Annotated in this window: 17 protein-coding genes; 10 read left to right on the top strand and 7 right to left on the bottom strand. The window is 71.0% G+C overall.

Going from position 1 to position 20780, the window contains the following annotated elements; genetic code table 11:
- Positions 1-41: 41 nt before the first annotated feature.
- Both meaB and OHA64_RS32670 read right to left on the bottom strand, forming a co-directional pair.
- Positions 42-998: a methylmalonyl Co-A mutase-associated GTPase MeaB gene (gene meaB / locus OHA64_RS32675; protein ID WP_405619240.1), complete on the bottom strand. Its 957-nt coding sequence runs from the start codon at positions 996-998 to the stop codon at positions 42-44.
- Between the two features lie 35 nt (positions 999-1033).
- Complete coding sequence (locus tag OHA64_RS32670; RefSeq protein WP_405619238.1) at positions 1034-2236, bottom strand: acetyl-CoA C-acetyltransferase; 1203 nt, start codon at positions 2234-2236, stop codon at positions 1034-1036.
- A 150-nt stretch (positions 2237-2386) separates the two neighbouring features.
- On the opposite strand from OHA64_RS32670, the gene mce reads away from it, so the two are divergent.
- From mce to OHA64_RS32635, 7 genes are all read left to right on the top strand, one after another.
- Positions 2387-2827 (top strand): methylmalonyl-CoA epimerase, encoded by a 441-nt coding sequence (gene mce / locus OHA64_RS32665; RefSeq protein WP_405619236.1) that lies wholly within the window; start codon positions 2387-2389, stop codon positions 2825-2827.
- A gap of 234 nt (positions 2828-3061) precedes the next feature.
- Entirely contained in the window at positions 3062-6973 is a 3912-nt protein-coding gene (scy, locus tag OHA64_RS32660; RefSeq protein WP_405619234.1) for a polarized growth protein Scy, read from the top strand.
- A 183-nt stretch (positions 6974-7156) separates the two neighbouring features.
- Positions 7157-8089, top strand: coding sequence for a cellulose-binding protein (locus tag OHA64_RS32655; RefSeq protein ID WP_405619232.1), 933 nt, complete (start codon positions 7157-7159; stop codon positions 8087-8089).
- Positions 8090-8323: 234 nt separating this feature from the next.
- Positions 8324-9277, top strand: coding sequence for an ABC transporter ATP-binding protein (locus OHA64_RS32650; protein WP_405619230.1), 954 nt, complete (start codon positions 8324-8326; stop codon positions 9275-9277).
- Positions 9278-9279: 2 nt separating this feature from the next.
- The gene (locus OHA64_RS32645; RefSeq protein ID WP_405619228.1) at positions 9280-10050 is read left to right on the top strand and encodes an ABC transporter permease; all 771 of its coding nucleotides are present in this window, start codon (positions 9280-9282) and stop codon (positions 10048-10050) included.
- A 131-nt stretch (positions 10051-10181) separates the two neighbouring features.
- A complete protein-coding gene (locus OHA64_RS32640; RefSeq protein WP_405619226.1) occupies positions 10182-11534 on the top strand; it encodes an ATP-binding cassette domain-containing protein in 1353 nt (450 codons plus the stop codon).
- Positions 11531-12400, top strand: a complete 870-nt coding sequence (locus OHA64_RS32635) for an ABC transporter permease subunit (protein WP_405619224.1) — start codon at positions 11531-11533, stop codon at positions 12398-12400. Before OHA64_RS32640 ends, OHA64_RS32635 begins: the two co-directional genes overlap by 4 nt.
- A gap of 22 nt (positions 12401-12422) precedes the next feature.
- Here the strand turns inward: OHA64_RS32635 and OHA64_RS32630 are convergent, their stop codons facing one another.
- Positions 12423-12755 carry an ATP/GTP-binding protein gene (locus OHA64_RS32630; protein ID WP_405619222.1) on the bottom strand — a complete coding sequence of 111 codons (333 nt, stop codon included), beginning with the start codon at positions 12753-12755 and terminating at the stop codon, positions 12423-12425.
- 222 nt (positions 12756-12977) lie between these two features.
- Here OHA64_RS32630 and OHA64_RS32625 point away from each other — a divergent pair, with 222 nt between their 5' ends.
- Complete coding sequence (locus OHA64_RS32625; protein ID WP_405619220.1) at positions 12978-14006, top strand: LLM class flavin-dependent oxidoreductase; 1029 nt, start codon at positions 12978-12980, stop codon at positions 14004-14006.
- 96 nt (positions 14007-14102) lie between these two features.
- Here OHA64_RS32625 and OHA64_RS32620 read toward each other — a convergent pair whose 3' ends face one another.
- On the bottom strand, positions 14103-14495 hold the full coding sequence (locus tag OHA64_RS32620) for an SCO5389 family protein (RefSeq protein WP_405619218.1): 393 nt from the start codon (positions 14493-14495) through the stop codon (positions 14103-14105).
- Between the two features lie 245 nt (positions 14496-14740).
- Here OHA64_RS32620 and nucS point away from each other — a divergent pair, with 245 nt between their 5' ends.
- A complete protein-coding gene (gene nucS, locus OHA64_RS32615; RefSeq protein ID WP_356763840.1) occupies positions 14741-15412 on the top strand; it encodes an endonuclease NucS in 672 nt (223 codons plus the stop codon).
- Between the two features lie 69 nt (positions 15413-15481).
- On the opposite strand, the gene OHA64_RS32610 is transcribed toward nucS, so the two are convergent.
- The 3 genes from OHA64_RS32610 to OHA64_RS32600 form a co-directional block, all read right to left on the bottom strand.
- Positions 15482-18085 (bottom strand): ATP-binding protein, encoded by a 2604-nt coding sequence (locus tag OHA64_RS32610; protein ID WP_405619216.1) that lies wholly within the window; start codon positions 18083-18085, stop codon positions 15482-15484.
- Positions 18086-18352: 267 nt separating this feature from the next.
- Positions 18353-18676, bottom strand: coding sequence for an STAS domain-containing protein (locus tag OHA64_RS32605; protein WP_031040714.1), 324 nt, complete (start codon positions 18674-18676; stop codon positions 18353-18355).
- Between the two features lie 173 nt (positions 18677-18849).
- The gene (locus OHA64_RS32600) at positions 18850-19698 is read right to left on the bottom strand and encodes a 3-hydroxyacyl-CoA dehydrogenase family protein (protein ID WP_405619214.1); all 849 of its coding nucleotides are present in this window, start codon (positions 19696-19698) and stop codon (positions 18850-18852) included.
- 498 nt (positions 19699-20196) lie between these two features.
- Here OHA64_RS32600 and OHA64_RS32595 point away from each other — a divergent pair, with 498 nt between their 5' ends.
- The gene (locus OHA64_RS32595; RefSeq protein WP_405619212.1) at positions 20197-20769 is read left to right on the top strand and encodes a cob(I)yrinic acid a,c-diamide adenosyltransferase; all 573 of its coding nucleotides are present in this window, start codon (positions 20197-20199) and stop codon (positions 20767-20769) included.
- Positions 20770-20780 lie beyond the last annotated feature (11 nt).

Raw genomic sequence — 20780 nt, 5'->3', positions numbered from 1 at the left:
CCGGACGGGCTGGAGAACCAGCCCGTCCGGCGTTTCGGCGTTCAGCCCTCCGTCAGCCCCGCCACCAGTTCGTCCGCCGCCCGGTACGGATCCAAGTCTCCGGCGACGATCTTCTCGGCCAGCGCGCCGAGGCGCCGGTCCCCGTGCAGGTCCGCGATGCGTTCCCGCAGTGCGGTGACCGCGATGGCCTCCACCTCGCGCGCCGCGCGGGCGCGCCGGCGTTCCGCGAGGACACCCCGTTCCTCCATCCAGGCACGGTGCTTGTCCAGCGCCTCGACGACCTCCTCGATGCCCTCGCCGCGGGCGGCGACCGTCTTGACGATGGGTGGGCGCCAGTCGCCGGGGCCTCGGGCCTCGCCCAGGCCGAGCATGTGGTTCAGTTCGCGAGCGGTCGCGTCGGCGCCGTCACGGTCGGCCTTGTTGACGACGTACACATCGCCGATCTCCAGGATTCCGGCCTTGGCGGCCTGGATGCCGTCGCCCATCCCCGGCGCCAGCAGCACCACCGAGGTGTCGGCCTGGGACGCGATCTCGACCTCCGACTGGCCCACGCCGACCGTCTCGACCAGGATCACGTCGCAGCCTGCCGCGTCCAGCACCCGGATCGCCTGCGGGGCCGCCCAGGCGAGGCCGCCGAGGTGGCCGCGGGTCGCCATCGAGCGGATGTAGACGCCGGGGTCGGAGGCGTGGTCGGACATGCGGACGCGGTCGCCGAGCAGCGCTCCGCCGGAGAACGGTGAGGACGGGTCGACGGCCAGCACACCGACCCGCCTGCCCTGCTTGCGGTACGCCGTCACCAGCGCGGAGGTCGACGTGGACTTGCCCACGCCCGGCGAACCCGTCAGCCCCACCACGTACGCCCCGCCCGTCAGCGGGGCCAGTGTCGCCATGACCTCCCTGAGCTGCGGGGACGCCCCCTCCACCAGGGAGATCAGCCGGGCCACGGCCCGCGGCCGGCCTTCCCTGGCCTGGGCGACCAGCGAGGAGACGTCCTGCATCACAGCTCCGTTCCACTAGGGACGTACGACGTACTTCAGGGCTTCGGGACCCGCACCACCAGCGCGTCACCCTGCCCGCCGCCGCCGCACAGCGCCGCCGCGCCCACGCCACCGCCGCGCCGCTTCAGCTCCAGGGCCAGGTGCAGCACGAGGCGTGCGCCGGACATGCCGATCGGGTGGCCGAGGGCGATGGCGCCGCCGTTGACATTCACCCTTTCCGTGGACACTCCGAGGTCCTTCATTGACTGCACCGCGACCGCCGCGAAGGCCTCGTTGATCTCGATCAGGTCGAGGTCGGAGACCTCCAGGCCCTCCTTCTTGAGGGCGTGCAGGATGGCGTTGGACGGCTGGGACTGGAGGGAGTTGTCCGGCCCGGCGACGTTGCCGTGGGCGCCGATCTCGGCGATCCACTCCAGGCCGAGCTCCTGCGCCTTGGTCTTGCTCATCACGACGACCGCGGCGGCGCCGTCGGAGATCTGCGAGGCCGACCCCGCGGTGATCGTGCCGTCCTTCGCGAACGCCGGGCGCAGCTTACCCAGCGATTCGGCCGTGGTCTCGGCGCGGATGCCCTCGTCCTCGCTGAAGACGACCGGCTCGCCCTTGCGCTGCGGGATCTCCACCGGGGCGATCTCCGCCTCGAACAGGCCGTTCTTCTGGGCGGCGGCGGCCCGCTGGTGGGACAGGGCCGAGAACTCGTCCTGCTCCGGGCGGGCGATGCCCAGACGGGTGTTGTGCTTCTCCGTGGACTCGCCCATGGCGATGTTCTCGAAGGCGTCCGTGAGACCGTCGTGCGCCATCGCGTCGAGCATCTCGATCGCGCCGTACTTGAAGCCCGCGCGGGACTTCGGCAGCAGGTGGGGCGCGTTGGTCATGGACTCCTGGCCGCCCGCGACGATCACGTCGAACTCACCCGCACGGATCAACTGGTCGGCGAGCGCGATGGCGTCGAGGCCGGACAGACACACCTTGTTGATGGTGAGCGCTGGGACGTTCATCGGAATGCCGGCCTTGACGGCGGCCTGACGTGCCGGGATCTGCCCTGCCCCGGCCTGGAGCACCTGGCCCATGATGACGTACTGCACCTGGTCGCCGTCGATCCCCGCACGGTCGAGGGCGGCCTTGATCGCGAAGCCGCCGAGGTCGGCTCCGGAGAAGGACTTCAGCGAGCCCAGCAACCGTCCCATGGGCGTCCTGGCGCCCGCGACGATCACCGAGGTCGTGCTGTTCGATCCAGTCATGAGCTGCGATCCCCTTACCGGCCCGCACAGGCCGAGGAGTGAACGAGGGTTTACTTCGAATGTACTGAGCGGTAGCACATTCCGTCATCCGGCTGTCGGTGTGATCGCGCGCACGTTGCGTAACCACCTCCGGAGCGCTGCACTGAATTCATGCTGACGCGAATCGACCACATCGGGATCGCCTGTTTCGACCTCGACAAGACCGTCGAGTTCTATCGGGCCACCTACGGCTTCGAGGTGTTCCACTCCGAGATCAACGAGGAGCAGGGCGTACGCGAGGCCATGCTCAAGATCAACGATACGTCCGACGGCGGGGCCTCGTACCTGCAGCTTCTGGAGCCGACGCGGGAGGACTCCACCGTCGCGAAGTGGCTGGCGAAGAACGGGGAGGGCGTCCACCACATCGCCTTCGGCACGGCGGACGTCGACGGGGAGGCCGCCGACATCCAGGGCAAGGGCGTCCGCGTCCTGTACGAAGAGCCGCGACGCGGCTCCATGGGGTCACGGATCACCTTCCTGCACCCGAAGGATTGCCATGGCGTACTGACAGAACTGGTCACTTCAGCGCCCGTTGAGTCACCTGAGCACTGACCCTCGTACATATGGGCCGGTAGGGTTGGGGGCGGTCGCCGCTCGTAACCAGGGCGACCGGGGTCCTGTCGTGACGGCGGGGCCCGTCCGGGGTCCGGGTTTCGGGGGACGAGCGTCGGGGCAGCAGCCCATGCTCCGCCGTTGATCTGACACCATTCCCCGGGAGCCCCGTTCGGCGTACGGACGGAGCTCGTACGGAGAGACTTGCGACCAGGGGACGGATGGGACCGCGCAGTGCGGGGCTACGAGAGCCAGGAGCGGGAACCGGCGGCTGACGTCGATCACCTCACTCGTTTCGAAGCCGAGATGAAGCGGCTGAAGACCGAGCGGGAAAAGGCGATTCAGCATGCCGAGGACCTCGGCTACCAGGTCGAGGTGCTGCGCGCCAAGTTGCACGAGGCGCGGCGCACCATCATGTCCCGGCCCTCCTTCGACGGCGGCGACCTCGGCTACCAGGCCGAGCAGCTGCTGCGCAACGCGCAGGTCCAGGCCGACCAGCTGCGCCAGGAGGCCGAGCGTGAGCTGAGCCAGGCCCGGGCGCAGACCCAGCGCATCCTCCAGGAGCACGCCGAGCAGGCCGCCCGGCTCCAGGCGGAGCTGCACCAGGAGGCGGTCACCCGCCGCCAGCAGCTGGACCAGGAGCTGTCCGAGCGGCGGCAGACCGTCGAGTCGCACGTCAACGAGAACGTGGCGTGGGCGGAGCAGCTGCGCGCCCGGACCGAGCAGCAGGCCCGCCGGCTTCTCGACGAGACCCGCGCGGAGACCGAGCAGGCCATGGCCACCGCCCGCGCGGAGGCCGAACGGGTGACCTCGGAGGCCCGGCAGCGGTTGCAGAGCGAGGCCGAGTCCGCCCGCGCGGAGGCCGAACAGCTGCTGCGGCGCGCCCGCACGGACGCCGAGCGCCTGCTGAACGCCGCCTCCACCCAGGCCCAGGAGGCCACCGACCACGCCGAGCAGCTGCGGACGTCCACCGCGACCGAGTCGGACACGGCCCGCCGTGAGGCGCAGGAACTGAGCCGGACCGCCGAGCAGCGCATCGCGGAGGCCGACACGGCTCTGCGGGAGGCGCGCGCCGAGGCGGAGAAGCTGGTCGCCGAGGCGAAGGCGGCCGCCGAGAAGGCGCTGTCGAGCGCGGAGTCGACCAACGAGCAGCGCACCCGCACGGCGAAGGAGCAGGTCGCCCGGCTGGTCACCGAGGCCACCAAGGAAGCCGAAACCACCAGGGAGTCCGCCGAGCAGATCGTCGCGGACGCCCGTGCCGAGGCCGAGAAGCTGCTGGACGAAGCAGCCGAGAAGGCCCGCACCCTCACCGCCGAGGAGAGCGCGACCCAGCTGTCCAAGGCCGCCAGGACCGCCGAGGAAGTCCTGACCAAGGCCCAGGAGGACGCGCAGAACACCACCAAGGCCGCCGCCGAGGAGGCCGAGCGGATCCGCACCGAGGCGGAGACCGAGGCGGACCGGCTGCGGGCCGAGGCGCACGACATCGCCGAGCAGCTCAAGGGCACGGCGAAGGACGACACCAAGGAGTACCGCGCCAAGACGGTCGAGCTGCAGGAGGAGGCCCGTCGGCTGCGCGGCGAGGCCGAACAGCTGCGTGCCGACGCGGTCGCCGAGGGCGAGAAGATCCGCTCCGAGGCCCGCAAGGAGGCCGTCCAGCAGATCGAGGAGGCAGCCAGGACCGCCGAGGAACTGCTGGGCAAGACCCGGCAGGACGCGGACGAGCTGCGCCAGAAGGCCACCTCGGACAGCGAGAAGGTCCGTACGGAGGCCATCGAGCGGGCGACCACCCTGCGCCGGCAGGCCGAGGAGACGCTGGAGCGCACCCGCAACGAGGCCGAGCAGCAGCGCGCCGAGGCAGTCGAACTGTCCGAGGAGATCGCAGCCGCCGCCGAGCGGGCCGCGGGCGAGCTGCGTGAGGAGACCGAGCGGGCCATGGAGGCCCGCCGTGCGGACGCCGCCGAGGAACTGACGCGACTGCACACCGAGGCCGAGGAGCGGCTCGCCGCCGCCGAGCAGGCGCTGACTCAGGCCCGCGAGGAGGCCTCCCGGATCCGCCGCGAGGCCTCCGAGGAGGGCGACCGGCTGCGCGCCGAGGCCGCCGAGCGGATCCGTTCGCTCCAGCAGCAGGCGGAGGCGGAGGCGGAGCGGCTGCGCACCGAGGCCGCGTCGGACGCGTCCGCGTCCCGTGCGGAGGGCGAGGCCGTCGCCGTACGCCTGCGGTCCGAGGCCGCGTCCGAGGCCGAGCGGCTGAAGTCGGAGGCACAGGACACCGCCGACCGGGTACGGGCGGAGGCGCAGGCCGCCGCCGAGCGGCTGTCGACGGAGGCGTCCGAGACGCTGGCCGCCGCGCAGGAGGAGGCCAACCGGCGTCGGCGCGAGGCCGAGGAGTACCTCGGTTCCGCCCGGCAGGAGGCCGACCAGGAGCGTGAGCGGGCCCGCGAGCAGAGCGAGGAGCTGCTGGCCTCGGCGCGCAAGCGCGTGGAGGAGGCGCAGACCGAGGCCGTACGACTGGTCGAGGAGGCCGACCGGCGGGCCACCGAGATGGTGTCCGCCGCCGAGCAGCACGCCCAGCAGGTGCGGGACTCGGTCGCCGGGCTGCACGAGCAGGCGCAGGAGGAGATCACCGGGCTGCGCAGCGCCGCCGAGCACGCGGCGGACCGTACCCGCCGGGAGGCCCAGGAGGAGGCGGACCGGGTCCGCTCCGACGCCTACTCCGAGCGGGAGCGCGCCACCGACGACGCCAACCGGGTCCGGCGCGAGGCGGGCGAGGAGTCCGAGGCCGCCAAGGCGCTCGCGGAGCGCACGGTTTCGGAGGCGATCGCGGAGTCGGAGCGGCTCAGGTCCGAGGCCTCCGAGCATGCCCAGCGGCTGCGTACGCAGGCGTCGGAGACCATCGCCGAGGCCGACCAGGCGGCGGGGCGCACCCGGGCGGACGCCCGCGAGGACGCCAACCGCATCCGGTCGGACGCGGCGACGCAGGCCGACGCCCTCATCACCGAGGCACGCAACGAGGCCGAGCGGCTCACCACCGAGACGATCACGGACACCGACCGGCTGCGCCGGGAGACGGTGGCCGAGGCCGAGCGGCTGCGGTCGGAGACCGTCGCCGAGGCCGAGCGTGTACGGTCCGAGGCCATCGCCCAGGCCGAGCAGTTGGTCGGCGAGGCGCGGGGCGACGCCGAGCGGCTGCGCGCCGAGGCCGCCGACACCGTCGGGGCGGCCCAGCAGCACTCCGAGCGGGTCCGCGCCGAGGCGGAGCGGGTCAGGACGGAGGCGGAGACGGCGGCCGAGCGGCTGGTCAACTCCGCGCGCGAAGAGGCCGAGCACACCCTCGACGAGGCCCGGCAGAACGCCCACAAGCGCCGCTCCGAGGCGGCCGAGCAGGTCGACAAGCTCATCACGGAGACCACCGCCGAGGCCGACAAGCTGCTCACCGAGGCGCAGCAACAGGCGCAGAAGGCCACCGCGGACGCGGAGGCCCAGGCCGACAGCATGGTCGGCGCGGCCCGTGCCGAGGCGGACCGGCTGGTGTCCGAGTCGACGGTCGAGGGCAACGCGCTGGTGGAGCGGGCCCGTACCGACGCGGACGAACTGCTCGTCGGTGCCCGCCGGGACGCCACCGCGATCAGGGAGCGCGCCGAGGAGCTGCGCGAACGCATCACGGGCGAGATCGAGAACCTGCACGAGCGGGCCCGCCGCGAGGCCGCCGAGACGATGAAGTCGACCGGCGACCGCTGCGACGCGCTCATCAAGGCGTCCGAGGAGCAGCTCGCCAAGGCCGAGGCGAAGGCCAAGGAACTGGTGTCGGAGGCCAATTCCGAGGCGGGCAAGGTCCGGATCGCCGCCGTGAAGAAGGCCGAGGGGCTCCTGAAGGAGGCCGAGCAGAAGAAGGCGGCGCTGATCAGGGAGGCCGAGGAGCTCAAGGCGGAGGCGATCCGCGAGGCGAAGCGCACGGTCGAGGAGGGCAAGCGCGAGCTGGAGATCCTGGTGCGCCGCCGCGAGGACATCAACGCCGAGATCTCCCGTGTCCAGGACGTCCTGGAGGCGTTGGAATCCTTCGAGGCACCCGGGGCGGGCAAGGACGGCGTCAAGGCGGGGGCCGTGATCGGTGCCCCTCGTTCGGGTGGCAAGGCGTCAGAGGGCTAGAACACAGAGCTGATTCCGGCACCTTCTGGGGCCTTTGACCAAGTCTTTGGCAAGTCGTCCTGCGGTTAGCCACCCAAAAGGGGTGTCATTCTCCAGATCAAACACGTATCCGCTCGATGACAGACCGCTTCGGCCCCTAGGATTCCCCCTATCACCTCACCGGTCTCATTTGACAGGATCCCCATGAGCGACACTTCCCCCTACGGCTTCGAGCTTGTGCGGCGTGGGTACGACCGCGCGCAGGTGGACGAACGGATCTCGAAGCTCGTCTCCGATCGTGACAGCGCTCTCGCCCGCATCACCGCTCTGGAAAAGCGCATCGAGGAGCTCCACCTCGAGACGCAGAACGCCCAGGCCCAGGTGAACGACGCCGAGCCGTCGTACGCCGGCCTCGGCGCGCGTGTCGAGAAGATCCTCCGCCTCGCCGAGGAAGAGGCCAAGGATCTGCGCGAGGAGGCACGTCGCGCCGCCGAGCAGCACCGTGAGCTGGCCGAGTCGGCGGCTCAGCAGGTTCGCAACGACGCAGAATCGTTCGCTGCGGAGCGCAAGGCCAAGGCCGAGGACGAGGGCGTCCGGGTCATCGAGAAGGCGAAGAGCGACGCCTCGCAGCTGCGTTCCGAGGCTCAGAAGGACGCGCAGTCGAAGCGTGAGGAGGCCGACGCCCTCTTCGAGGAGACCCGCGCCAAGGCCGCGCAGGCCGCCGCCGACTTCGAGACGAACCTGGCCAAGCGCCGCGAGCAGTCGGAGCGCGACCTGGCGTCCCGTCAGCAGAAGGCGGAGAAGCGTCTCGCGGAGATCGAGCACCGCGCGGAGCAGCTGCGGCTGGAGGCGGAGAAGCTGCGCACGGACGCCGAGCGTCGCGCCCGTCAGACCGTCGAGACGGCGCAGCGTCAGGCCGAGGACATCGTGGCCGACGCCAACGCCAAGGCCGACCGGATCCGTTCGGAATCCGAGCGGGAGCTGGCGGCTCTCACCAACCGCCGCGACTCCATCAACGCCCAGCTGACGAACGTGCGCGAGATGCTCGCCACGCTCACGGGCGCCGCGGTGGCCGCCGCCGGCACGCCGGACGACGAGCCGATCTCCCGGGGTGTCCCGGCTCAGCAGTCCCGGTAACCGAGAAGCGGGCGACGTAGTACGACGAAGGCCCGCACCCCCTGTTCAGGGGGTGCGGGCCTTCGTCGTGCCCGTGTCGGCCCGGCCGGCGGCAGGGACGCGTCGTCCACGATCTTCGCCGACGCCCGCCCGTGGCCGGATCCCGGCCGTCTTTCACGTTTCTTGTCACACTCGTCGGCCACCGTTTGCCCAGCCGGTTGGCATTCGCGGAACACGGGTCCTAGCGTGGTCCGCATGATCGAGCTGGAGGGCCTCACCAAGCGGTACGGCGAGAAGACGGCGGTCAACAACCTGACCTTCAGCGTCAGACCGGGCATCGTGACGGGCTTCCTCGGACCGAACGGCGCCGGGAAGTCGACGACCATGCGCATGATGATCGGTCTCGACCGCCCCACCGCCGGGGACGTCCGTATCGACGGCAAGCACTACGACCAACTCAAGGACCCGCTGACGTACATCGGCGCCCTGCTGGACGCCAAGGCCATGCACGGCGGCCGCAGCGCCCACAACCATCTGCTGTGCCTCGCGCAGAGCAACGGCATCCCGAAGAAACGGGTGCACGAGGTGCTGGACACGGTGGGTCTCACCGCGGTCGCGAAGAAGAAGGCCAAGGGGTTCTCGCTCGGCATGGGCCAGCGTCTCGGTATCGCGGGCGCGCTGCTCGGTGACCCGCGGATCCTGATGTTCGACGAGCCGGTCAACGGGCTCGACCCCGAGGGCATCCACTGGATCCGCAACCTGATGAAGACGCTGGCCGCGCAGGGCCGTACGGTCTTCGTCTCCTCGCACCTCATGAGCGAGATGGCGCTGACCGCCGACCACCTCGTCGTCATCGGACAGGGGCGGCTGCTCGCCGACACCTCCATGGCCGACTTCATCGCGCAGAACTCGCGATCGTACGTCCGGGTCCGCAGCCCGCAGCGCGAGCGTCTCCTCGACGTGCTGCACCGTGCCGGGGTCACCGCCGTGGAGACCGGCAACGGCTCGCTGGAGATCGACGGCAGCAAGGCCGAGTACATCGGCGAGCTGGCCGCCCAGAACCAGCTCGTGCTGCACGAGCTGAGCCCCCAGCAGGCCTCCCTGGAGGAGGCGTTCATGCAACTGACCGCGGAGTCGGTCGAGTACCACGCCCACTCCGACGCGCCTGCCGATCAGCAGCCGTGGGGCGACGGCTGGAAGGGGAACTGAGCATGGCGGCGATCCAGGTCGTCCGGTCCGAATGGACCAAGATCCGGTCGGTGGCCTCCACGGTGTGGACGCTCTCGCTGGCCGTGGTCGTCACCATCGCGCTCGGGATGCTGATCTCGGCGTTGTCGAAGAACGAGTTCGACAAGATGAACGCGCAGGACCAACTGTCCTTCGACCCCACCTACATCAGCTTCGCGGGCATGAGCCTCGGACAGCTCGCGATGATCGTGTTCGGGGTGCTCGTGGTGTCGAACGAGTACAGCAGCGGCATGATCCGCACCTCGCTGGCCGCCGTGCCGCAGCGCGGCGCCTTCCTGGCCGGCAAGATCGCGGTGGCCACCGGGCTGGTGCTCGCGGTGGGCCTCGCCACCAGCTTCGTCACCTTCTTCCTCGGGCAGGCGATGCTCGGCGAGCACAAGGCGTCGATCGGCGACGCCGGGGTGCTGCGCGCGGTCATCGGCGGCGGGCTCTACATGACCCTGATCGCGATGTTCTCGATGGGCGTCGCCGCGATGCTGCGTTCGCCGATGCTGTCGCTGGGCATCCTGATGCCGTTCTTCTTCCTGATCTCCAACATCCTGGGGAACGTATCCGCCACGAAGAAGATCGGCCGGTTCCTGCCCGACCAGGCCGGCAGCAAGATCATGCAGGTGGTCACCCCGATCAACGACGACACTCCGTACGGCCCCTGGGGCGGCCTCGGGATCATGGCGCTGTGGGTGCTCGCCGCGCTCGCCGGAGGATATGTGCTGCTCAAGAGGAGGGACGCCTGAGCCCCGGGCGGGACACGCGAAGCCTTGGGCTTTGCTTTCATTTGAGCGGAACCGTCAGCGCCCCGATAAGCTCCTAACCCTTACGGGGGGCGTGTGCCCCGCTGTCCTGAACCTTGCGATGGGTGCGGAGCATGATCGAGGCAGTCGGCCTGACCAAGCGCTACGGCGACAAGACCGCTGTGTACAACCTTTCCTTCCAGGTGCGGCCCGGTGCCGTCACCGGCTTCCTCGGGCCCAACGGCTCGGGCAAGTCGACGACGATGCGGATGATCCTGGGCCTGGACAACCCCACGTCGGGGCAGGTGACGATCGGCGGCTATCCCTACCGCAGGCTGCCGAACGCCGCTCGCCAGGTCGGTGCGCTGCTGGACGCCAAGGCCGTGCACGGCGGCCGTGCCGCCCGCAACCATCTGCTGAGCCTGGCCCAGCTGTCCGGCATCCCGGCCCGTCGGGTCGACGAGGTGCTGGGCGTGGTCGGTCTCCAGGACGTGGCTAAGAAGCGTTCCAAGGGCTTCTCCCTCGGCATGGGCCAGCGGCTCGGCATCGCCGCCGCGCTGCTCGGCGACCCGCAGGTGCTGCTGTTCGACGAACCGGTCAACGGCCTCGACCCCGAGGGCATCCTCTGGGTGCGCAACCTGATGAAGGCGCTCGCGTCGGAGGGCCGTACGGTCTTTGTCTCCTCGCACCTCATGAGCGAGATGGCGGTGACCGCCGACCACCTGATCGTCATCGGACGCGGGCAGCTGCTCGCCGACATGAACATCAAGGACTTCATCTCCGCGAACTCGGCCGACTTCGCCCGCGTGCGCACGCCCGACACCGAGCCCCAGCTGCGCGAGAAGCTGTCGTCCGCGCTCACCGAGGCGGGCGGGCACGTGCTGCCGGAGCAGGACGGCGCGCTGCGCGTGACGGGACTGCCGCTGCCGCGCATCAGCGACATCGCGCACGGCACCGACGTACGCCTGTGGGAGCTGTCACCGCACCAGGCCTCGCTGGAGGAGGCGTACATGCGGATGACCCAGGGCGCTGTCGACTACCGCTCGACCATCGACGAGAAGGCCGGGCTCCAGCAACCGCTGCCGCCCGGCGCGCAGCCGCCGATGCCGGTACCGGGACAGGGCCAGCCGGGCTGGTACGCCCCGCCGGCGCCCCAGCAGGGCGGACAGCCGTTCGCGGGGGCGCAGGGCCAGCCTCTCTCGCCGGGTCAGGCCGGTGCGCACGGGCAGCCGGTGCCGCAGGGGCACCCCGGCTCCCAGGGGCAGCCCGGCGCGTACGGCCAGCCGGTGGCTCCCGCGCAGCCCCCCACGGGGCCGTACGGGGCTCCCGGCGCGCCCGGTGCCGCTCCCGCCGCGGGCGGCCCGCCCAACCCGTACGCGCAAGCTCAGGCGGCGCCGCAGCCCCCGGCCGCCGCTCCCGCCGCGGCCCGGCCCGCGCCGCCCGCCGCCCCTGCCTCCGACCTGACCAAGCCCGAGGACGCCCGATGAGCACCCCGCAGCCCCCGATGCAGCAGGCCGCCCCCGCCTGGCAGGCGGCGCCCGGACCGTCGTACCCCAGCTACACCTCGCCGATCCCGGTCGTGCGCACGCACCTCGGGCACGCGCTCGCCTCCGAGTGGACGAAGATCAAGTCGGTGCGCTCCACGATGTGGACGCTCGGTGTGTTCGTGCTGCTCGTCATCGGCATCGGCCTGGCGGCCGGAGCGGTGGTCGCCGGCAACACCGACCCGGGCGGCCTTCAGGGCGAGAACCCGCTGTCGTTCGGGTTCTTCGGGCTGCTGCTCGGCAGCATGTGCGTCATCACGCTCGGCGTGCTGACCACGGCCTCCGAGTACGGCACCGGCATGATCCGCACCACGATGGTGGCGTGCCCGTCCCGCGGCCGGGTCCTCGCGGCGAAGGCGATCGTGTTCTTCGTGGTCGCGTTCGTGGTCACCCTGGCGTCGGCCGTCGTCGTCGCGCTCGCGGACGTCGCCATGCTGGACGGCGCCAAGGAGCCGAGCGGCCAGGAGTGGCTCAAGGGCACGGTCGGCATCTCGCTGTACGTCGCGCTGCTCGGGCTGATCTCGCTGGTCGTGGGCTCGATCATCCGGCACTCGGCGGGCGCGATCACCATCATGATCGGCCTGGTGCTGGCCCCGCTGGTCATCGCGCTGTTCATGTTCTCGCAGTCGCTGGAGGGCCTGCGCGAGGCCCTGTTCGAGTACTCCATCCCGAACCAGCTCAGCGTCTTCTACTCCAACTCCCTCACCGAGTCCGGCCCGTCCGGCTGGGACCCGCTGTGGATCGCCCTCGGCGTGACGGCCGTCGCGTTCGCCGGTGCCTACGCCCTGCTGGAGAAGCGCGACGTGTAACCCCGTCGGGAAGGCCGGGTTCTCAGAACCTCGGCGCGTTACGGGACCGCTGCACGCGCGTGGTGCGGCGGTCCTTCGCGTTCCAGCACGCCTTGTGCCAGTGCCGACGCTCGTCGACGCCCGAGTGCTCCGGCCAGGCCACCACGTGCGGAACGCCGTCCGGGATCAACTGCTCGCAGCCCGGGCAGCGGTACGTCTTGCCCTGGGCGCTCGCCCCGGCCACGTGCCGCACGCTCCACTGCTCGCCCCGCCAGTCCTCCGCGCTCTCCCAGCCGCCGTAACGGCCGGGCCGCTCGTCCTCGGCACTGTGGCTCGACGAGTCGGATCCCTTGGGTCGGTTGCGACGCGGGGACACAGGACACCTCACGGGGCTATACAGGATGCAGGGCTCGTGTCCAGCGTACGCGGCACGGGCCGGGGTACTGGCAGGGAACGGACCCTCGCAAGTCCCCCTCCGCGGCGACTCATTCTGCAGACAATCCGCAAATCCCTTCGCCAGGCCGTGTCCTCGGCACGTGTCAGACGGTTATGCCGGGTGGGGGAGCTCCGTGTCGGAGCCAAGGAAGCAGGAAATGCGATGCACGTAGGCAGTTTCGTGTTGGCGGCCCAGTTCCCGGGGCAGGGCCAGGGGGAGGCCCTGCACCGCGCGGTCCGCTCGGCCGAGGTGGCCGAGGAAGCCGGGCTGGACGCGGTCTGGCTGGCCGAGCACCACTTCGTGCCGTACGGCACATGTCCGTCGGCGATCACCCTGGCCGCGCTGCTGCTCGGCCGCACCCGCCGCATCCAGGTCGGCACGGCCGTCAGCGTGCTGCCCACCGTCCACCCCGTGGCCCTCGGCGAACAGGCCGCGCTGCTGCACCTGACGAGCGGCGGCCGCTTCTCGCTGGGCGTGGGGCGCGGCGGTCCGTGGGTCGATCTGGAGGTGTTCGGCGCGGGCCTGGAGGCGTACGAGTCGGGGTTCCCGGAATCACTCGATCTGCTGGTGCGCTGGCTGCGCGAACCGGCGGTCGCCGCGACAGGCGAGCGGTTCACCTTCCGCGAGGTGCCGGTCGTGCCCCGGCCGTCGGAGGCGCTGACCGACACCGCCGGCCCCGAGGTGATCGTCGCCTGCACCTCCCCGGCGAGTGTGCGGCTGGCCGCCGAGCGCGGGTTGCCGATGCTGCTCGGGATGCACGCGGGGGACGAGGAAAAGGCCGAGATGGTCGCCCTGTGGCGCAGGCACGCGCGCGCGTGCGGGCATCCGCCTGCGGTGGTCCTCGGCGCGGGCCATGTCTCGGCCGGCGTCTGCCAGATCGCCGACCGGCGCCAGGACGCGGTGGAGACGCTGCTGAAGGCGATGCCGGGCTGGCTGAAGCACGGGCTCGGCGCCCATGTCACGGTGGACGGCAGCGAACGCCGGATGCGCGACCCGCTGGCGTACACCGAACTGCTCTGCGGACTGCACCCGGTGGGCAACGCCCGGCTGTGCGCCGACCGTCTCGCGGCGACCAGCGAACGGACCGGTATCTCCCGCTTCGCCCTGCTCGTCGAGGGCTCGGGAGACCTTGCGGCCACCGAGGAGAACGTACGGCGGCTCGGTACCGAGGTCATCCCGCACCTCGGCTGACCACCCCCCTCAACTGTCCTGTCCGGCAGAGAGCTTGCCGCCCCGGTACTGAGGCACCTCCTGCGTACGGAGCGGCAAGCCGGCAGCTCATTGCTGTCAGCAGTCCCGGAACTCCGGAGACTGGTTCAACAGCTGGTTGCGTACCGAGGTGAAGCGGGCGAGCGTCTCGTCGACGGAGGAGTCCAACGGGAAGACCGCCACTCGGTGGCAGTTCTGGAACGCAAGCCGCACACCGAAGTGCCGTTGCAGCGCGCCGCGTATCGCGTCACTCGCGAGCGCACGCAGCAGCTGACCGCGTGCCTGCTCGTCCGGCGGAGGCGTCTGGTTGTCGGCGAACTGACCGCCGTCGACCTTCAGCTGGGCCACCAGGGAGCTGATCATCTCCCATGCGTAGGGCAGGGAGGTCCGGACGCAGTCGACGAAGGCAGCTTCGTCGACCTCGCCTCGCTCGGCCTGTTCGAGTAGGGCCGGTGAGACGTCGAGCGACATGGGTTCTCCTCTCGAACCCCCGATCACCAGGGGTTGCCTGACAGATAAAGGGAGTTCGCGATATCGAACACGCTGCGTACACAACTCGCGACCTCCCGTTTACTACGGTAAGCAGCGGACGGTGACGGCACCAGCAGAATGCGTACATGCGGAGACCTCATTGGGCACACAATCGGCCACAACCGAACAGGGGTTTACCGGGCCGAATCGCGTGCACCTGTGCCCGTCGAGTAGCGTTGCCGACCATGCGTCTCGTCATTGCCCGATGCTCCGTCGACTACGCGGGCCGGCTCACCGCCCACCTCCCCTCGGCCCCCCGGCTGATCCTGGTGAAGGCGGACGGCAGCGTCTCGATCCACGCGGACGACCGGGCCTACAAGCCTCTGAACTGGATGTCGCCGCCCTGCACGCTGAAGGAGGGGTCCGGCGACGAGGACGGCGTCTGGACCGTCATCAACAAGGCGGGCGAGAAGCTCATCATCACGATGGAGGAAGTCCTCCATGACTCCTCGCACGAACTGGGCGTGGATCCCGGCCTGATCAAGGACGGCGTGGAAGCACACCTCCAGGAACTCCTCGCCGACCGCATCGAGACCCTCGGCGAGGGCTACACCCTCATCCGCCGCGAGTACATGACGGCGATCGGGCCCGTCGACATCCTGTGCCGGGACGCGGAGGGCAAGACCGTCGCGGTGGAGATCAAGCGGCGCGGTGAGATCGACGGTGTCGAGCAACTCACGCGCTATCTGGAGCTGTTGAACCGCGATCCCCATCTCGCCCCGGTCCGCGGCGTCTTCGCCGCGCAGGAGATCAAGCCGCAGGCGCGCGTCCTGGCCACAGACCGCGGCATCGGCTGCGCGGTCCTCGACTACAACGCCCTGCGCGGCATCGAGGACGACAAGCTGCGGCTGTTCTGACCAACGCTCCGCTACGACGCGAAGGGCCCGGTCCGCTGGTGGACCGGGCCCTTCACGCTGTACGGGGTGTCAGATCACCGGCTCCGAGCTGCTCGGTGCCGCCTCGTCGGTCGCCGGGGCGCCAGCGGAGCTGCTGGTCTCCACGGGCGCGCTGGAGGTCGCGGGGCCGCTGGCCGAGTCGGAGGTCTCCGGGGGTGTCGTCGGAGTGCCGGTGGGCGTGCCCGTGGGCGAGGTCGTGGGGGTGCCCGTCGGGCTGCCGGTGGGCGTGCCCGTGGGCGAGTCGGTCGGGGTGTCCGTCGGCGGTTTCGACGGCGACGTGGGCGGCCTGGGCGACGTCGGCGGCTTCGACGAGGTCGAGGGACCGTTGCTCGGTCCCTTCGTTCCGCTCGGGTCGTCGGACGGCTTGGCCGGTTCCGTCGGCGTCGGGTCGTCGGCGGTGCCGAGGGTGCCATCGGGGCCGGGGTCGGTCGGCCGGCTGGTTGCCTTGCCGGTGTCGCCGTTGCCGTCGTCGTTCTTCGGGACGTCCGCGCCCAGGCTGCCGTCGTCCACGCCCTGGCTGGCGGACGGGTTGACGCCCACCTGGTCGGCCGGTGGTTTGGCGTCGTTGTTGGAGGTGGCTCCGAGGGTCACCACCGTGCCGAGCACCGCCACCAGCAGGGCGCCCGCGCCCGCCGCCACGAGGTTGCGCCGGGCCAGGCCGCGCAGGCCGCCCCGTGCCTTGTGCGTCGACGGGGACAGGCCGAAGGCCCGGGAGGACCCGGACGACCCGGGCGGGGCGGAGGACGGGCTGTAGGTGACCAGAGTGCCGCTGTCGGAGGGCGGCTGGAGCTGCGGGAAGGCCGCCGGAACACCGCCCGGGGGCGACTGCGACTCCTCGTACCGCGCGTCGGGCACCTCCTCCCCCATCATCGCGGGGAGGCCGGGAACCGTACCGGAGCGGTCGGCGACCAGGGCGAGGGCGCGGCGGCCCGCGACGGCGCCGCGCTTGTCGGCGAGGGCGCCGCGCAGGCCGATGGAGGTCTCCAGCTCGGCCCGGGCCCGGTCGAGCTGTCCGCCGCACAGCGCGAGGACGCCGAGTTCGTGGTGGAAGTAGGCCTGATCGGCGACCTCGCCGGCGAGCCGGGAGGCCTCGGCGCCGGAACGCAGTGCCCGCTCCCAGGCGCCCCAGTGCAGCCCGGCCGCGAAGGCGGGCGCCGCCGCGCGGGCCAGCTGCACGGTGCCGCTCTCCTCGCCCTCGGCGGGCGCGGTGGTGGCGGGTACGAGGACGCCGAGGGCGGCGAGCAGGGCGTCCGCCTCGGCGCACACGCGCTCCGGGGTGACCGAGGGGTGACCGGCCCACCATGCGTAGTGCTGGGCGGCGCTGAGCGCCTGGGACTCCGTGTCGTCGCCGTATCCGGCGGCCTCCAGCTGGGTCTGGACGCCGGCGGCGAGGCGGTAGCGGGAGCCGGCCGGGGAGACCAGTCCGCAGCCGACCAGCTCACCCAGCGCGGCGTCCGCGTGGGTGTCGCCGACCAGGGCGGGCAGGTGCGCCTGGTGGGGCACCTCGCCGCCGAGTGCGACGGCGAACCGCAGGGTGGCGCGCGCCGAGTCGCCGAGCCGGGCGGCGAGCAGCGGGGCGGGCGCGGCGGCCTCGCCGAGCGAGGGCAGGGGGACGTTCTCGGCGTCGTCCGGGTCGACCGGACGATCGAACGACTGGTCGAACGGCGGGGCGAAGGGCGCGTCGACCGGAGCCAGGTCCGTGAAGACACCGAACTCGTCGACGGCCCCGGCCCGCTGCCGGTCACGCTGTCGCAGCAGGGCCCCGGCCTGGATGAAGCGCAACGGCAGGCCCTCGGACTCGAACCAGAGGTCGCCGGCCCAGTTGGACTCCTCCTCGGTGAGGACGCGGCCGACGGCACGCTCCAGGAGTTCCAGCCCGTCGGCGCGCTCCAGTCCGCTGAGGAAGACCTCTTCGAGCGCGGACTCGGCGGAGGGGGCGGGCACGTCGGGCGTGGCCGCGATCAGGAAGGCGCACTCGGGCGTGGCGTCCAGCAGCTCGTCGAGGGCGGATCCGCCGAACTCGATGTCGTCGAGGACGACGACCGCGCCGATCTCCCGGACGTGGCCGAGCAACACGTCCCGGTCCGGGCGGTGCAGGGGCGCGTTGTGGACGGAGCGGAAGAGGTCGTACAGCAGTTCGCTCGCGGTGCGGTGGATCCCGCTGAGGCGGACGACGCCGTCGGGAGCGAGGTCCGCGCAGTCCTCGGCGACGAGGTCGAGGAGGCTGGTGCGGCCGGAGCCGGCGGGGCCGGTCAGGCGGACGGAGCGGCCGCGGGCGAGCAGTCGTACCAGGCGTTCGCGCTCGTCCTGGCGGGCCGGCAGCGGCAGCTCGGGCCACGCCGGGCCGGGCGGGACCGGTGGTCCGGCCGCGCGGGCGGACTCGGCGCGCTCGGCCGCGGTGAGCTTCTCGGGACGTCCGGGGCGTTCGCCCGGCGGGCAGACCTCGATCTCGCTGCCGTCGACGGGGTTGACGGTGAGCAGGTAGTCGCCCGTGACGAGCCGTACCGTGCGCGCGAGTGCGGGCGCCTGCGGTGCGAAGTCGGAGGTGAGGGAGTCCCTGGGCGGGCGCGGGCGCGGCACGTGGCCGGCGCCGGCATGGCCGTACTCCTCAGGTTCCCGGTTGTCAGGGTCCATCAGGTCCAAGCCCCCCAAAAGCGTCGTGTGCCCAGCTCCGGCCCCTCCCGGCCTGTTGCACACCGCGCTGTCGCTTCTGGTCCGGGCCCGCTCGAGGGTTGTCACGCTGCGGGCGACCGAACCCTAAACCTTCGCACAGTATCTCCGACAGACCGGGGCCCCGCGCCGTCCGAGACGTCACAGTCTCATGAGGATTGCGCGGGTCGTACGTTTCGTGACGCACCGATCAGCCTTCCCCCGCCCGCCGGACCGCACTCGCTTCGGCGGTCACACCCGGGGCAGGGACTCCACGCCGATGCCGCCCTCGATCGCCAGGATGCGGTGCAGCCTGGTGGCGACGAGCAGGCGCTGCATCTGCGGCGGTACGTCGCGCAGGACCAGCCGTCGGCCGCAGCGGCCGGCCCGCCGGTGCGCCCCCATGATCACCCCGAGGCCGGTGGCGTCCCAGGAGTCCAGCTCGGACAGGTCCAGTACCAGATCGCCGACTCCGTCGTCGACGGCCGAGTGCAGGACCGTACGGGCGTCCGCCGCGCTGCGGACGTCGAGGCGGCCCCCGACGACCAGCTCGGCGTGGTCGCCCCTGATGTACATACTCGCTCCCCTGTGCGTGCGTGCCGTGCTCCGCGAATGAGTTGCCTTGCCGTGTGCCAGGTGATGCAACCTCTGACGCCGGGAAGCCGTCAGAGGTTGTCGTCTGTAAGCGAACCGATATCGAATTCACCCGGGCGTGTGATGCGCCAGGGGCCTGTGCGGTTTCAGAGCTCTCAGTGCTTGTAGAAGCCCTGCCCGCTCTTGCGTCCGATGTCACCGGCGTCCACCATCCGGCGCATCAGCTCCGGCGGCGCGAACTTCTCGTCCTGGGACTCGGTGTAGATGTTGCTGGTGGCGTGCAGCAGGATGTCGACGCCGGTGAGGTCCGCCGTGGCCAGCGGGCCCATCGCGTGACCGAAGCCCAGCTTGCAGGCGAGGTCGATGTCCTCGGCGGTGGCAACGCCCGACTCGTAGAGCTTGGCCGCCTCGACGACGAGCGCCGAGATGAGACGGGTCGTGACGAAGCCGGCCACATCCCGGTTGACGACGATGCAGGTCTTGCCGACGGATTCGGCGAACTCCCGCGTGGTGGCGAGGGTTTCGTCGCTCGTCTTGTAGCCGCGCACCAGCTCGCACAGCTGCATCATCGGGACCGGCGAGAAGAAGTGCGCGCCGACGACGCGCTCCGGGTGCTCCGTCACGGCCGCGATCTTGGTGATCGGGATCGCGGAGGTGTTGGAGGCGAGGACCGCGTCGGCGCGGACGATCTTGTCGAGCGCGCGGAAGATCTCGTGCTTGACTTCGAGCTTCTCGAAGACGGCCTCGACGACGATGTCCGCGTCGGCGACGGCGTCCAGGTCGGTGGTCGCGGTGATCCGGGCGAGGGCCGCGTCGGCGTCGTGCGCCTCCAGCCTGCCCTTGCCGACGAACTTGTCGTACGAGGCCTTGATGCCGTCGGTGCCGCGCTTCAGCGCCTCGTCGGTGACGTCGCGCAGTACGACGTCCCAGCCCGCCTGCGCGGAGACCTGGGCGATACCGGAACCCATCAGGCCGGCCCCGATGACGGCAAGCTTCCGTGCCACTGTGCGACTCCCCTTCGAATGGCTGCACACGAGCGCTCACATGACTGCACACGGGCGCTCACACGCTGTTCATGTTTGCCTCTCCGGCGGACCCTAGCGCTCGTGAAGGGCGGTGTGACCGGTAAGTAATGCGCGTCACGTCTCATCTGACGGACATCACACCGGCGCGGGTCATTCGACCCCACGGACGGCGTAGTTGGGCGCCTTCCGGCCCAACAGCTCCTCGATGCCGCCGAGAAGTACGCGTGCCACTCGCACCCCTTCGTCCGGATTGCGCCGGGCGGCCGTCTCATGGCCGGACGGTGACGCGCACGGTTCGGTGAACTGGTGCGATCCGACCGGAGATCAGCCCTTTCGGGGGGTGCGTGGGAAGTGGCGCCACCTCCGCCGTCCGCTCCGTGCCGTACGGCGCTCCGATGGCCTTCGGCTTCGCCGCGCTGTCCGTGACCGTGAGCACACGGACCTGCCGGACGTCCGGTACATAACTACGCTGAACCCATGGTCAATCTGACGCGCATCTACACCAGGACCGGCGACCAGGGCAGCACCGCCCTCGGCGACATGAGCCGGGTCGCCAAAACCGATCTGCGGATCTCCGCGTACGCGGACGCCAACGAGGCGAACGCGGCCCTCGGCACGGCGATCGCGCTGGGCGACCTGGACGAGAAGATCGTCAAGGTACTCACCCGCGTCCAGAACGACCTGTTCGATGTGGGCGCGGACCTGTCGACGCCGGTCGTGGAGGATCCGGAGTTCCCGCCGCTGCGGGTCGAGCAGTTCTACGTGGACAAGCTGGAGGCGGACTGCGACCGCTTCCTGGAGCAGCTGGAGAAGCTCCGCTCCTTCATCCTCCCGGGCGGCACCCCCGGCGCGGCCCTGCTCCACCAGGCCTGCACGGTCGTACGCCGGGCCGAGCGCTCCACCTGGGCCGCGCTGGAGGCCCACGGCGAGACGATGAACCCACTCACCGCGACCTACCTCAACCGGCTGTCCGACCTCCTGTTCATTCTTGCGAGGGCGGCGAACAAGGAGGTCGGGGACGTGCTGTGGGTCCCCGGCGGGGAGCGCTGAGCCAAGGCGAC

This window comes from Streptomyces sp. NBC_00076, assembly GCF_045041235.1.
GTDB lineage: Bacteria > Actinomycetota > Actinomycetes > Streptomycetales > Streptomycetaceae > Streptomyces.
Note: the sequence above shows the minus strand (reverse complement) of the source record. Positions and strands in the feature narration are given on the sequence as shown.